Origin of the sequence: Staphylococcus sp. GDY8P54P, from assembly GCF_017892645.1 — a bacterium.
GTDB classification, from domain to species: Bacteria; Bacillota; Bacilli; order Staphylococcales; family Staphylococcaceae; genus Staphylococcus; species Staphylococcus ureilyticus.
The window spans coordinates 237,138-251,888 of record NZ_JAESLN010000009.1 but is presented as its reverse complement, the minus strand read 5'-3'; the positions used below and the strand labels follow the sequence as shown (position 1 = coordinate 251,888).

The 14,751-nt window shown below is 31.7% G+C and carries 17 protein-coding genes; 14 read left to right on the top strand and 3 right to left on the bottom strand.

Annotated elements, in window-relative coordinates; all coding sequences use genetic code 11:
- Positions 1-35 precede the first annotated feature (35 nt).
- The 5 genes from KA883_RS04930 to KA883_RS04910 all read left to right on the top strand — a co-directional run bounded on the left by KA883_RS04930 (position 36) and on the right by KA883_RS04910 (position 4,630).
- A complete protein-coding gene (locus KA883_RS04930) occupies positions 36-884 on the top strand; it encodes a DUF72 domain-containing protein (RefSeq protein WP_046207506.1) in 849 nt (282 codons plus the stop codon).
- A 12-nt stretch (positions 885-896) separates the two neighbouring features.
- Positions 897-1,721 (top strand): sulfite exporter TauE/SafE family protein, encoded by an 825-nt coding sequence (locus tag KA883_RS04925; protein WP_046207507.1) that lies wholly within the window; start codon positions 897-899, stop codon positions 1,719-1,721.
- A 20-nt stretch (positions 1,722-1,741) separates the two neighbouring features.
- Positions 1,742-3,061, top strand: coding sequence for a bifunctional metallophosphatase/5'-nucleotidase (locus tag KA883_RS04920; RefSeq protein ID WP_046207508.1), 1,320 nt, complete (start codon positions 1,742-1,744; stop codon positions 3,059-3,061).
- An 81-nt stretch (positions 3,062-3,142) separates the two neighbouring features.
- Positions 3,143-4,072 carry a lipoyl synthase gene (lipA, locus tag KA883_RS04915; RefSeq protein ID WP_046207509.1) on the top strand — a complete coding sequence of 310 codons (930 nt, stop codon included), beginning with the start codon at positions 3,143-3,145 and terminating at the stop codon, positions 4,070-4,072.
- A 171-nt stretch (positions 4,073-4,243) separates the two neighbouring features.
- Positions 4,244-4,630, top strand: a complete 387-nt coding sequence (locus KA883_RS04910) for a YutD family protein (protein ID WP_046207510.1) — start codon at positions 4,244-4,246, stop codon at positions 4,628-4,630.
- Between the two features lie 301 nt (positions 4,631-4,931).
- Here the strand turns inward: KA883_RS04910 and KA883_RS04905 are convergent, their stop codons facing one another.
- On the bottom strand, positions 4,932-5,198 hold the full coding sequence (locus KA883_RS04905; RefSeq protein WP_046207511.1) for a DUF3055 domain-containing protein: 267 nt from the start codon (positions 5,196-5,198) through the stop codon (positions 4,932-4,934).
- Positions 5,199-5,343: 145 nt separating this feature from the next.
- On the opposite strand from KA883_RS04905, the gene KA883_RS04900 reads away from it, so the two are divergent.
- The 8 genes from KA883_RS04900 (at position 5,344) to dltD (ending at position 12,212) form a co-directional block, all read left to right on the top strand.
- A complete protein-coding gene (locus KA883_RS04900) occupies positions 5,344-5,778 on the top strand; it encodes a DUF86 domain-containing protein (RefSeq protein WP_046207512.1) in 435 nt (144 codons plus the stop codon).
- A 6-nt stretch (positions 5,779-5,784) separates the two neighbouring features.
- Positions 5,785-6,564 carry a TIGR01457 family HAD-type hydrolase gene (locus tag KA883_RS04895; RefSeq protein ID WP_046207513.1) on the top strand — a complete coding sequence of 260 codons (780 nt, stop codon included), beginning with the start codon at positions 5,785-5,787 and terminating at the stop codon, positions 6,562-6,564.
- Between the two features lie 10 nt (positions 6,565-6,574).
- Entirely contained in the window at positions 6,575-7,534 is a 960-nt protein-coding gene (locus KA883_RS04890) for a 2-hydroxyacid dehydrogenase (protein WP_210139888.1), read from the top strand.
- Between the two features lie 446 nt (positions 7,535-7,980).
- Entirely contained in the window at positions 7,981-8,127 is a 147-nt protein-coding gene (locus KA883_RS04885) for a teichoic acid D-Ala incorporation-associated protein DltX (protein ID WP_046207515.1), read from the top strand.
- 14 nt (positions 8,128-8,141) lie between these two features.
- A complete protein-coding gene (dltA, locus tag KA883_RS04880; protein WP_046207516.1) occupies positions 8,142-9,605 on the top strand; it encodes a D-alanine--poly(phosphoribitol) ligase subunit DltA in 1,464 nt (487 codons plus the stop codon).
- Positions 9,602-10,816, top strand: coding sequence for a D-alanyl-lipoteichoic acid biosynthesis protein DltB (gene dltB / locus KA883_RS04875; RefSeq protein ID WP_046207517.1), 1,215 nt, complete (start codon positions 9,602-9,604; stop codon positions 10,814-10,816). The genes dltA and dltB overlap by 4 nt, the downstream gene beginning before the upstream one ends.
- A 17-nt stretch (positions 10,817-10,833) precedes the next feature.
- On the top strand, positions 10,834-11,070 hold the full coding sequence (gene dltC, locus KA883_RS04870; RefSeq protein WP_046207518.1) for a D-alanine--poly(phosphoribitol) ligase subunit 2: 237 nt from the start codon (positions 10,834-10,836) through the stop codon (positions 11,068-11,070).
- Positions 11,067-12,212, top strand: a complete 1,146-nt coding sequence (dltD, locus tag KA883_RS04865; RefSeq protein ID WP_210139887.1) for a D-alanyl-lipoteichoic acid biosynthesis protein DltD — start codon at positions 11,067-11,069, stop codon at positions 12,210-12,212. The genes dltC and dltD overlap by 4 nt, the downstream gene beginning before the upstream one ends.
- A 363-nt stretch (positions 12,213-12,575) precedes the next feature.
- Here dltD and KA883_RS04860 read toward each other — a convergent pair whose 3' ends face one another.
- Positions 12,576-12,818, bottom strand: coding sequence for a NifU family protein (locus KA883_RS04860; RefSeq protein ID WP_019469675.1), 243 nt, complete (start codon positions 12,816-12,818; stop codon positions 12,576-12,578).
- Between the two features lie 106 nt (positions 12,819-12,924).
- Here KA883_RS04860 and KA883_RS04855 point away from each other — a divergent pair, with 106 nt between their 5' ends.
- Positions 12,925-13,236 (top strand): YuzD family protein, encoded by a 312-nt coding sequence (locus tag KA883_RS04855; RefSeq protein WP_046207520.1) that lies wholly within the window; start codon positions 12,925-12,927, stop codon positions 13,234-13,236.
- A 91-nt stretch (positions 13,237-13,327) separates the two neighbouring features.
- On the opposite strand, the gene KA883_RS04850 is transcribed toward KA883_RS04855, so the two are convergent.
- Complete coding sequence (locus KA883_RS04850; RefSeq protein ID WP_046207521.1) at positions 13,328-14,392, bottom strand: NAD(P)/FAD-dependent oxidoreductase; 1,065 nt, start codon at positions 14,390-14,392, stop codon at positions 13,328-13,330.
- Positions 14,393-14,751 lie beyond the last annotated feature (359 nt).

The window sequence follows — 14,751 nt, the reverse complement described above, 5'->3', positions numbered from 1 at the left end:
TAAATCATCTATGGTATCATGTAACTGGTGATACTATGATAAATATTGGTTTAACAGGTTGGGGTGACCATGATATTTTGTATGAAGATTTGCAACGTAAATCAGATAAGTTGATTACATATGCAAGTCATTTTCCCATTGTAGAATTAGATGCATCGTATTATGCGATACAACCTGAAAGAAATATTAGGAAATGGATAAGAGAAACGCCTGAGAGGTTTCAATTTATTGTTAAAATTCATCAGGCATTAACACTTCATGCAGATTATCATGATTTTGCTGAATCAAGACAAATACTTTTTGATCAGTTTAAAGCGATGTTAGCGCCATTAAAATCTGAAAAAAAGTTAGCGATGGTATTAGTACAGTTTCCACCTTGGTTTGACTGCACAGTTCAAAACATTAAATATATTCGATATGTACGAGAACAGTTGAAGGATTTTCCTGTCTGTATAGAATTTAGACATCAATCCTGGTTTAATGATAAGTATAAAGAAGAAACATTAGCTTTTTTAACTGAACATGACATGATACATGCGGTATGTGATGAACCACAAGTAGGCCAAGGTTCTATACCATTAGTCAATCGTATTACAAACGAAACAGCATTTGTGCGTTATCATGGTAGAAACGAACATGGATGGACAAAAAAAGACATGACGGATGAAGCTTGGAGAGACGTTAGATATTTGTATGATTATAATAAGCAAGAACTTAATGATTTAGCGCAAAAAGTGAAATTATTAGAACAAAAAGCTAAAAATATTTATGTCGTGTTTAATAATAACTCCGGTGGTCATGCTGCACAAAATGCTAAAACATACCAAACATTATTAGGCATTGATTATGAAGGCTTAGCACCACAACAATTAAAATTATTTTAGGAGCGGTCAGATATGTTAACAATAATCATTTTGATTTTAATTGGTGGTTTGTCAGCCATATTGGGTTCACTTGTGGGCATTGGTGGCGGTATTATCATCGTCCCAACTTTAGTTTATTTGGGCGTAGAAAATGATTTACTACATGGCATCACACCTCAGATTGCCATAGGAACATCTTCATTAATATTAATCGTGACAGGACTATCGTCAACATTAGGTTATTTAAAAACGAAACAAGTTGACGTCAAAAATGGTTCCATCTTTTTATTTGGTTTGTTACCAGGCTCTTTGGTTGGATCAATTTTAAGTCGTTTTTTAACTTTAGATTCTTTTAATTTATATTTTGGTATTTTCTTAATATTCGTAGCAATTCTGCTTATGATAAGAAATAATATAAAACCAATGAAAATGTTTAATAAGCCTAAGTATGAGCGTACATATGTAGACGGTTATGGAAAAATACATCATTATAGTGTTCCGCCAATTGTGGCATTTATATCAACGTTATTTATAGGTGTTTTGACGGGATTGTTTGGTATTGGTGGTGGTGCACTTATGACACCGCTAATGTTAATTGTTTTTAGATTTCCACCACATGTCGCAGTTGGTACAAGTATGATGATGATATTCTTTTCCAGCGTGATGAGTTCTATTGGACATATTGCACAAGGACATGTAGCTTGGGTATATTCTATTGTATTAATCATCTCTAGCTATTTGGGTGCGAAAATTGGTGTAAAAGTCAATCAATCCATACAATCAAATACTGTGGTTATGTTATTAAGAACAGTTATGCTTATAATGGGACTATATTTAATTATTAAGTCATTTTTATAAACTAAGAGGAGGGTACCAAGGTGAAATTAACTATTTACCATACAAATGATATTCACAGTCATTTGCATGAGTATGCTCGTATTTCCGAATATTTAGCTCAAGAGAGACCAAAATTAAATCATCCCTCGCTCTATTTAGATATTGGAGACCATGTAGATTTATCTGCTCCTGTTACAGAAGCTACTATGGGAATCAAAAATGTTGAGCTTTTAAATCAAGCACATTGTGATATAGCAACTATTGGTAATAACGAAGGTATGACAATATCACATGATGCATTAAATACACTTTATGACAATGCAGAATTTGATGTAACTTGTGCAAATGTTTTTGACGAACAGGGTGACTTACCTCGAAATATTACATCATCAATCATCAAAGAGATTGAAGGTGTGAGAATCTTATTTGTTGCAGCCACTGCGCCATTCACACCATTTTATAGGGCTTTGGATTGGGTTGTTACGAATCCATTAGAAGCGATTAAAGATGAAATTAGCGCACATCAAGATGCGTATGACTTATTGATTATTATGAGTCATGTGGGTGTGTTTTTTGATGAAAAATTATGCCAAGAAATTCCTGAAATTGATTTAATATTGGGTAGTCATACACACCATTATTTTGAAAATGGTGAAATGAATAATGGTGTGCTAATGGCAGCTGCTGGTAAATATGGTCACTTTTTAGGTGAAGTAACATTAGAGATAGATCAAAAAAAAGTTGTAGATAAACAAGCAGTGATTTATCCAGTAGACACTTTGCCGGAAGTAGAAACACATTTCGAAAAAGAAGGTAAAGCACTGTTAAGCGATCCAGTTATTAATAGACCAGTTGATTTGCAGAGAAGGACAGATGTAATAACAAAGACGTCTTATATGTTAGCTGAAAGTATATTTGAATTTACGAATGCTGACTGCACAATTATTAATGCAGGATTGATTGTAAAAGGTATTTCAGCGGATCAAGTGACGGAATTTGATATACATCAAATGTTACCTCATCCTATTAATGCTGTTCGCATCCGCTTAAACGGTCTAGAATTAAAAAATATAATCATTAAAAGTCAAAAGCAAGAATATCTAAATGAACATGCACAAGGTTTAGGTTTTAGAGGAGATATATTTGGTGGTTATATACTTTATAATTTAGGATTAATCGAATCTGAAGCAAGATATTTTATCAACGGAGAAGAAATTGAAGACGATAAAAGTTATGTGCTAGGTACTGTTGATATGTATACATTTGGTCGTTATTTCCCAACGCTTAAAGAACAATCTATAGATTACTTAATGCCAGAATTTTTAAGAGATATTTATAAAGATAAATTGCTCGAATATTAAAATATTACATTTTACGTTTTAATTTAATCCGATTTTCGTTATAATGATTACAGATTTGAAATCAGGAGGAATTGTACGGTTATGGCTACTAAAAATGAAGAAATTTTACGTAAACCAGATTGGTTGAAAATAAAACTGAATACTAACGAAAACTACACTGGTCTTAAGAAAATGATGCGAGAAAAGAACTTACATACAGTGTGTGAAGAAGCAAAATGTCCAAACATACATGAATGTTGGGGCGAGCGTCGTACTGCGACATTTATGATTTTAGGTGCAGTTTGTACGCGTGCATGTCGTTTCTGCGCGGTTAAAACCGGATTGCCAAATGAGTTAGATTTAGATGAGCCAGAGCGTGTGGCAGAATCTGTTGAATTAATGAATTTAAAACATGTTGTTATAACAGCGGTTGCACGTGATGATTTAAGAGATGCTGGATCAAATGTTTATGCTGAAACAGTCCGTAAAGTACGTGAGCGTAACCCTTATACTTCAATAGAAATATTACCATCTGATATGGGTGGTGACTTCGAAGCTTTAGAAACATTAATGGCTTCAAAACCAGATATTTTAAACCATAATATTGAAACAGTTCGTCGTTTAACACCAAGAGTTCGTGCTAGAGCGACTTATGACCGTACTTTAGAATTCTTAAGACGTTCTAAAGAATTACAACCTGATATACCAACAAAATCTAGTTTAATGGTAGGACTAGGGGAAACTCACGAAGAGATTTATGAAACAATGGATGATTTACGTGCAAATGATGTAGACATCTTGACTATCGGCCAATATTTGCAACCTTCACGTAAACACTTAAAAGTTGAAAAATACTATACACCATTAGAATTTGGTAAATTAAGAAAAGTAGCAATGGATAAAGGTTTCAAACATTGCCAAGCTGGACCACTTGTGAGAAGTTCTTATCATGCAGATGAGCAAGTGAATGAAGCTGCAAAAGAAAGACATCGCTTAGGTGAAGAACAACTTAACATGGATTCTAATAGTTAAAATATAGAAATTGTATTTAAAGACTTAGTTCAATTAGAGCAATTAACGACGCACGTTAACTCACTTTGGGCTAAGTCTTTTATTAGCAATTATAATAATAGATTACTAACCTTTTTAAGTCAGACACTGTATGGTTAAATTGAGTAATGAAAATTAGATTAGGTGAGTATAATGATAAAAGTTAATAGTTTTTATTTTGAAATTATAGAAGAATATAGAGAATGTTTTGATGAAACATTATTTGCAAATCGTTACGCAGACATTTTAGATAAATATGATTATATTGTAGGAGATTTTGGATATGATCAATTAAGGTTAAAAGGATTCTATAAAGACTCGAATAAAAAGGCTGAATTAAGTAAGCGCTTTTCGACAATTCAAGATTATTTATTAGAATACTGCAATTTTGGATGTCCGTATTTTATTTTAAGAAAAGTTCCTGAAAGTGAGATTAAATCCCGAATTGAAACAGAGGATGAAAATGCAGAAATACCTTTTGAAGAAAATAAATTACAAGATGTCAAAATCCAACCAACAATTCAAGATAATGAGCATTAAGTTGATGTAGATTTAGAGTTAGTTTCATATTATTAATAAGTTAGGCTACGATATTGAACCGAGATTTAAGGTTTAGTATCGTAGCCTTTTTCTATGATTGAAATATGGTGCCTAATGAAAAAGGCTGATTATCGTAGGTGATTCAGCCTTATATCAAGCAGTTATTATTGAATGATTCATGACATTGTGACATATCATGTGCATTAATTTCATTAGCAATATTGGATAAACTAATTGCTAACAAATTGAAGTGATTTTATGTAAGCAATATTATCTTAAACATGTGTGTTTATCGTGGTAATTATTGTATAACTTGATTGAGGTATTCAGTGATTTCATTGCCTTCATTTTCAGTTACACCTAAAATATAAGCAATATAGCCTTCTTCTTCTAAATCATCTGTACCAATAATGCCAAATTTATTTGTTTGCATGTTTAAAACCATTGTTTTTCCAAAATGGCGATCAGTTTGTATGAGCATTAAATCATAACGACTATATTCTCCGACGAAACCTACAAATTGTACCTGTGATGATTCATCATCGTCATAGAGGTACATATCTATCATAATAAACACCCTTTCATCATTGAGTTATTAAAGTTTTTTATCATTCGAATCATTTAATGAAATAAAAAGTCTTAATTTACAGTATAACCATAAATGAATTCGACTGCAAAGGTGTGGTATGATGAGAATGATAGGGGTGACATAGATGTATTTTGTTAATAAAGAAAAGTTAGATAAAAAAATAAATTACTTACAACAATTGGTAAATGATTATCCGAAATATAGAGATAATCACTATGCATTTGAAAGAATTTCACAAATGTTGATCGAATCATCGGTAGATATTGGTAATATGATTATTGATGGCTTTATTTTAAGAGATCCAGGCAATTATAAAGATGTCATCGATATTTTAGAGTTAGAAAATGTAATCACTAAAGATACTCAAAGTAATATTAACCAAACTGTAGATGTTAGAAAACAATTCGTTCATTATTATGACGAGCTCGATACTACAAAGTTAAAACCACTTTTTGATAAAACACTTGATTATTATCAACAATTTATCGATGAGGTAATACAATTTTTGAATAATGAAAATGTGCCTATTACAGCATTTGGACAAAAAGGAGAGAAGTAAGTTTTGATGAAACAGTACAAAGCATATCTCATTGATTTGGATGGTACGATGTACAAAGGAAATGAAAAAATTGATGGTGCAGCGCAGTTTATTGAATACTTAAACAAGCATCAAATACCTCATTTATTTGTTACGAATAACTCTACCAAAGAACCTACAGAAGTAGCAGAAAAATTAAAAGCGATGGGAGTTGATGCTACAGCAGATGAAGTCGTGACGTCTGCTCTAGCAACTGCAGAATATATTGCTGATGAACAACCAGGCGCTTCAATCTATATGTTAGGTGGCTCAGGTTTAGAAAAAGCGTTAACGCAACATCATTTGAAAATAAAAGAGGATGAGTATGTAGATTACGTAGTTATTGGTTTGGATGAAGCTGTAACTTATGAAAAATTAGCAACTGCTACGCTAGGTGTTCGAAACGGTGCAAAATTTATTTCAACTAATAAAGATGTATCCATACCCAAAGAACGTGGATTCTTACCAGGTAATGGCGCGATTACAAGCGTTGTGTCAGTCTCTACTGGTGTTGAACCAGTATTTATTGGTAAACCAGAACCTATTATTATGAATAAAGCCTTGGAAATTTTAGGGTTAGATCGCTCTGAAGTTGCAATGATAGGTGATTTATATGATACAGATATACTTTCTGGAATCAATGTTGATGTTGATACAATACATGTTCAAACAGGTGTATCAACTTTAGATGATGTTAATCAAAAAGCAATACCGCCAACATATAGTTTTAAAGATTTAAATGAAGTAATCAAAGAACTCGAAATTTAGGAGTGATTGAATGCAAAAAATCGTAGTTAGTAGAAAAATTCCACAGAAATTTATTAAGCAATTAGAGGACATCGGTGAAGTAGAAGTTTGTGATGCGTCATTGACCCCTATGCCACGAGAAAAGTTTTTAACTGCTTTAAAAGACGCAACTGCTTGTTTTGTGACATTAAGTGAAATAATGGATGAAGAAGTGATTGAAGCTGCACCAAATCTGAAAGTCATAGCAAACATGGCAGTAGGCTATGATAATATAGATATTGATTTGATGCAAAGTAAGGGTATTGTTGTGACGAATACACCAGGTGTTTTAACTGAAACGACAGCAGAATTAGGATTTACCTTAATGCTTGCAGTAGCAAGACGTGTAGTCGAAGCGGAAACATATGTTCAAAACGGTGAATGGCAGAGTTGGGGGCCGTATTTATTTGCTGGTAAAGATTTATATCAAGCTAACGTTGGTATTTATGGTATGGGGGATATTGGAAAAGCATTCGCGAGACGCCTAAAAGGTTTCAATACGAATATAAGGTATCATAATAGAACCAGACATAAAGATGATGAAGAAGCACTTGGTGCATTATACGTTTCATTTGAAACATTATTAAAAGAGAGTGATTTTGTCATTTGTACGGCACCATTAACTGCAGAAACACGTGATAAATTTGACGATAAGGCATTTAAAATGATGAAAAAAGATGCGATTTTTATCAATATCGGTAGAGGTGCTGTTGTCGATGAAGAAGCATTAGTGAAGGCGTTGCAAAATGAAGAAATTAAAGCATGTGGTTTAGATGTTTTAAGAGAGGAACCCATAGATATGCAACATCCATTACTTTCAATGAACAATGCAACGATACTTCCACATATTGGTAGTGCATCGGTTATAACAAGAGACCGAATGATACAACTGTGCGTAGATAATATAAAGCTAGTATTAGACGAAAAAGATCCTAAAACGCCCGTTGTATAAATGATTGAAACGAATTTAAGCTGCTTATTACCTGTTTAGTTCGGGTGATTGGCAGCTTATTTTTTAGGAACATTACATTAAATAGCGTAATTTGAACTTACTTAATAAATCGAGGATGCTCACCTCATTTGATAAAAAGGGTCATTACATTCATGTATATTACTATATCTTGGGTTAGAATAGTTAAAATTAATACACAATAAATTCTTTTAAATGAGTTTATTGTGTGTTTTTTTGAATTTTAAAATAATACTCTATTTATTTATATACTATCTAACAATTTTGTTATATATATGCACAAATATTTAATTGTAATGATGTAGGAAAAATTGTATAATTAATTGGTGAAAAAGTTGAATAACTTATATACAATAAGGTGTAAAATATAAAAAATAATTTAATGAAGATGATTAATGTTGAATTTATATAAATTTTAGAGGTGAAATATGCACAAAAACGATAAAGAACATACTGCTTTACAAAAATTCAAGCCATGGTTATTGACAGTAATGTACCTAACTATATTAATTGCATTATATTTAATTTATGGTACAGGTGATACACACAATAACTTTATTTACAATGAATTTTAATTAAGGAGACTATCATGAAAGACATCATTCAAACTTTAATAGGACATGGAGAAAACTGTCCAAATCAAGTTGCAGTTAAACATAATGACGAAATTTTGACCTATGAAGCACTAAATCGGTTAGCCAACCAACTTGCAATGATATTAAAAGATGCTAAAACACCATTGATTTTATACGGGCATATGTCCCCGTATATGATTGTAGGAATGGTAGGTAGTATGAAGGCAGGTTGTGGTTATGTTCCCCTAGATACTTCTATCCCTCAAGATCGTATGCTATCAATTATAAATAAAATAGAGCCACAATATATATTTAATACTACTGATGAACATATAGAAATAGAGCATGTTTCTTTTATTTCAAAAGATTCATTATCAAGTGTAAAACAAGATGACACCACAGTAAGTAATATAAAAAATTCTGATATTGCTTATACTATTTTTACATCAGGTTCTACTGGAGCACCAAAAGGTGTACAAATCAGTTATGAAAGTCTCAATCTTTTTACAAATTGGATGTTAGAACTCAATCAAGTTGATTCAAATCAACAATGGCTCAATCAAGCGCCTTTTTCATTTGATTTATCTGTCATGTCCATATACCCGTGTTTAATGACTGCTGGAACCTTAAACTTAGTAGATAAAGTAATGATAAATAAACCAAAATTATTAAATCAAATGTTAGAAGAAGCAAAAATAAATGTATGGGTATCTACGCCTTCATTTATGGAAATGTGTCTTATGCTGCCACGCTTAACGGAAACATATTATAGTAATTTGAAAGAATTTTTCTTTTGTGGTGAGATTTTGGCACATAAAACAGCAGAACTATTGCTTCAACGGTTCCCATCTGCATACATTTACAATACATATGGCCCTACAGAAGCTACGGTAGCAGTCACAAGTATATTAGTTACAGATGAAGTTTTAAATCAATATAATCCATTACCAGTAGGTATACCTCAACCGGGAACGAAGTTATCGTTAACCGACGAAGGTGAACTTATCATTTCAGGTAAATGCGTAAGTGAAGGGTATGTCAAAGATGACATACGTTCAAAAAAAGTATTTACCAAATTGGATGGTGAGAAATCTTATTATACTGGTGACAAAGCACAATTGATTGATAACCAATGGTTTATTAATGGAAGAATAGATTATCAAATTAAATTAAACGGCTATCGTATGGAATTAGAAGAAATAGAGTTTCAATTGCGAAAGTTAGCAAAAATCAGAGATGCAGTTGTTGTACCAACTTATAAAAATAACAAAGTCATTCATTTAAATGCTGCAGTTATTTTAAGTGATTGCGAAACCCACGAAGACGTTCAAACTTTGACTCATGAAATAAAAACGGAATTAAAACATGTATTGCCCGAATATATGATACCTAAAAAGTTAATATATATGAAGAAATTACCGCTTACGATGAATGGAAAATTAGATCGTAAAAAGATTGCTGAGGCTATAGAGAAATGATTCCATACGGCGATTTTACATTCTTTCTTATAGCATTTGTTATTTTGTTACCAGTTATTATATTAGGATTTATGGGTAAGCAGAGCAAAATTTATAATGGTTTGAGTACAGCAGTCATGATTATATTAATATTTTCATCGAATAAGCATCATCTATTTGGACAAGCTTTTTTGAGTTTAGAACTGATAAATTTTATCCTTTATTTAATTTGGCAAGTGTTGATTATCATATATTACTGGAATTCTCGTGCTAAAAATAATACAACAGCAAAATTTATATCGGTTATTTTTCTCTCTGTTTTGCCGCTTATTGTTGTGAAAGTTATGCAAAGTTCGTGGTTTGGAATGGCACAGTTAAAACTACATGAGAGTAAAGTCATAGAATTCATCGGATTTTTAGGCATTTCGTATGTTACTTTTAAAAGTGTTCAACTATTAATGGAAATTAGAGATGGCTCAATCAAAGAGATTAAATTTTGGAAAGTCGTACAGTTTATATCGTTTTTTCCAACCATTTCCTCAGGACCAATTGATCGTTACAAACGTTTTGTGAAAGATGACAATAAAATTCTGAGTGGAAGTGACTATAATGGTTTATTTGTCAAAGCAATACATTACATTATGCTTGGATTTTTATACAAATATATTATTGCTTATTTGATACAAACATTTGCAATTAATCCATTAATGCTCGATTTTTCTGGTGTTATCACAAAATGGTTATATATGTACGCATACAGTTTATATTTATTTTTTGACTTTGCCGGATATTCACTTTTTGCTATTGCGTTTAGCTATATTTATGGTATTCAAACGCCACAAAACTTTAACCAGCCATTTAAAGCTAAAAATATTAAAGATTTTTGGAATAGATGGCATATGTCACTATCATTTTGGTTTAGAGATTGTATTTATATGCGGTCATTATTTTTTATGTCAAAGAAAAAATTACTAAAAAGTCAATTTGCAATGTCGAATATAGCCTTTTTCTTAAACTTTTTAATAATGGGCATATGGCATGGTATAGAACTTTATTACATTTTGTATGGGTTGTATCATGCAGCATTATTTATTGGATATGGCTATTATGAAAAATGGAGAAAAAAACATCGTCCACGTTGGCAGAACCAGTTTACAACTGCTTTGAGTATTGTTGTAACATTTCATTTTGTAACATTTGGTTTTCTGATTTTTTCAGGAAAACTGTTTTAAAATTAGGAGGAATAATAATGGAATTTAAAGAACAAGTATTAGATTTATTAGTTGAAGTAACTGAAAATAATATCGTGAAAGAAAATCCTGACATTGAATTATTTGAAGAAGGTATTATAGATTCATTTCAAACGGTCGGTTTATTATTAGAAATTCAAAACAAATTAGATATTGAGGTTTCAATTATGGATTTTGACAGAGATGAATGGGCAACACCAAATAAGATTGCAGCGGTATTAGAAGAATTAAGATGAAATTAAAACATTTTATACCAATTATCATCAGTTTATGTTTATTTGGGATTTTCTTAATATTACCTTCTAGTTGGTTTAGTGGATTAATCACTCAGAAAACGTTAGATAATCAACGTACTTCACTCTCAGATCAAGTGTTAAAAGGTACGTTAATCCAAGAGCAGATGTTTAAGTCGAATCATTTTTATCCAATTTACGGTTCTAGTGAACTTGGGAAAGATGACCCGTTTAATCCATCTATATTGTTGCGCGATAAAAATATGCATGCTAAGCAACCATTTCTAATTGGCACAGGTGGTTCTACAGATTTAATTAATGCTGTGGAATTAGCCTCACAATATGATCATTTAAAAGGAAAGAAAATGTCACTTATTATATCGCCGCAATGGTTTACAAACCATGGATTAACTAATAAAAATTTTGATGCTCGTATGTCTAAAGCAAAGTTGAACCGCTTATTTAAGCAAAAGCATTTAAGCCCAGAACTTAAACAGCGCTATGCCAAACGTTTATTAAGATTTAAAAATGTAGAAAATCGAAACTATTTAGAAAAAGTAGCTAAAGGTAAAATTAGTGACAATGACCAATATGTATCATCATTTAAAATGAATCAATTTGAAAAAATTGAAGCAATAAAGTCGAATTTACCTCTTGCAAATACTGAGTTAGCAGATATTACACCGGTAACTGCACAAGATGACAGTTGGGGGATGCTTCGCAATAAAGCTGAATACTATGGTGCTAAACATTCACAATCAAATATATTTAAAATTAGAGATGAGTATTGGCAATTAATAAAAAAGCATAAGCGTAAAGTGAACAGAGATTATGAATTTAATAGTAATTCTCCAGAATTTAAAGATTTGGAGTTATTGGTAGATACTATGCGAGAGGCTGGTGCTGATATTGAATATATTAGTCTTCCATCAAATGGAAAATGGTACGATCACATAGGTGTAAATAAAGAAAAACGTCAGAAAGTATATAATAAAATTAAGAACACAGTTATTAGTCGTGGCGGGAAAATTTACGACATGACAGATAAAGATTATGAACCTTATGTTATCAGTGATGCCGTCCATATAGGATGGAAAGGTTGGGTTTATATTAGTGAGCACATTGCTCAGCACATGCGCAAATAACTACTTTCAAATTAAGGATGAATGATTTGAATGATGATTAAAATGTTGACTAGGATAGGAAATCGCAACTATGGATTTTCTATGGTGTTTACTGATTTTATTTATCGGTTCTGCCTTTGATTAAAAATGAACAGCGTGCTGATTACGTCAGGAATGACTTGTATAAATTTAAGCAATAAAGTCAAATCACTTCGCTATCATACAATTTTCAATTTTATTTCTGGTTTTAATATAAAAATGCACTTTCATGTTTAAATGAAAGTGCATTTTGTTATAAATCAGCTATTTGATGAAAGATTCATAAACGAAGAATTCTATAAAATTTGACGTTTTTGTTGTTTAATTTATTTATAAGTTGATCAACTAGAATACTTGCTCTACTTCTACTACTCCAGGTACTTCTTCATGTAAAGCACGTTCGATGCCTGCTTTTAATGTGATTGTTGAACTTGGGCATGTACCACATGCACCGTGCAATTGAAGTTTAACAATGCCATCTTCTACATCTACTAGCGAACAGTCGCCGCCATCACGTAGTAAGAATGGACGTAGTTTTTCAATTACTTCTGCTACTTGATCAAACATTGTTACGTTTTCAGTTGGCATGGAAATGCCTCCTTTCAAGTATATTATTTCATTTTCTGTCTATCTTTTTATTATAATAGATATATAAAGAAAAATCTATCAATCGAGACAAAAGGGGATAAGTAAAATGAATAAAGTAAGTGTAGTCGTTTATGGTGCAGATGTTGTTTGTGCAAGCTGTGTTAATGCGCCAACAGCGCGTAATACTTTTGATTGGTTGCAACCATTGCTCAAAAGAAAGTATCCAGATATCCAATTTGAGTTTACGTATATTGATATAGAAAAGGATACTGAAAATTTAACTGATCATGATCAACAATATATTGAGCGTATTCAAGATGATGAATTGTTCTATCCGCTTGTAACGATGAATGATGAATATGTTTCAGATGGGTATGTACAATTGAGAGATATCACTCAATTTATGGAAGCGCATTAATTTAATTATTTAAAAAAAGACACGTATCTATACTTTTTACGCATGTTAATAAAGTATAGGAAGACGTGTCTTTATAATTACTGATTAAAATTTATCCATTGTGATATTTGTATAACCATAGCACACCAGATTTTAAGATTGAAGCTAAACGTCCAGTGACTGTTCTATCCATGATGTAAGCAAAACCTTTTTTATCACCAAGAGAACCTAAGAAGCCTTGAACTTTGAGTTCTGGCATTTTTTCAGGTAGAGGTTTATCTTGCCATTGTAATTTCATAACATCAGCAATCTGGTCTCCCTGAACTTCAGCAAGTTGTGCACTAGGTGCATGAGGTAAATCTGCACAATCGCCAACTACGTATACATTTTTATAGGTTGGGACTTGATGGTATTGGTTTAGGATGACACGGCCATCTCTGCTAATATCAATTGGTAAATTTCTAACAATTTCCACTGGCTGAATGCCAGCAGTCCATACGATTAAATCCAATGGTTCAGGTACATCGTTATTGAAAATTTTACCAGGTTCTACACGATTAATATCAGAATTTGGAACTACCGTTACATCGTTCTTTTTAAACCAATTTTCTATATAACGACTTAGCTTTTCTGGAAAACGACGTAAAATACGTTCTCCTCGATCATATAAGTATATTTGCAAATCTTTACGGCTTTCGCGAAGTTCACTGGCTAATTCGATGCCACTTAAACCCGCACCTACAATACCCACTTTTGCTCCATTAGGTAATTCACTGATATGATGAAATGTTTCCCGTGAACTTGATAACGTTTGGATACTGTGTGTGTATTCTGCTGCTCCTGGAACATTATGATATTTGTCCTCGCAACCAAGTCCAATGACTAATTCGTCATAATCTACTTTTGTGTTGCCAACTGAAATAATTTGATCATCTAAATTAATATCATTGATTTCTCCGTACACAATATTAATACGTTCTGAATCAGGAAAATTCATACGAATATCTTTGTCTGATTTAGTACCAGCAGCTAATTCATAGAATTCTGGTTTTAAACCATGATAAGGCATACGATCAATTAATGTAATAGAATAATTTTCAGGAAGTGCCGATGGTAAAATATGAGACATAATGCGCATATTTCCATATCCGCCACCCAATAGTACTAAATTTTTCATTTATGATACCCCTTTAGTAAAAATATATTGAGCAATTTGATAAAAATACAGTTTATTTTTTGTAAATAAATAATATTTTTATCTCTTGTCGTCAATGTAAGTCAATAAATACAATTTGGTTAAATCATATTCGTCTTCATTGAACGAAATACCAATTTCATAATAAGCTTACTTAGATATATTATATGCTTTTTTATATACTTCTACAAATAAACGTGATGAATTGTAATTTGTAAACATAAATCTTTAAAAATACAATATGATTATAACAATATAAAAAATTAGTGTGAATGGCATTTTATACGAAAACGTGTTTTGTTTTAATTGAATTGTTACAAAAACAACAAAATGAATGATTA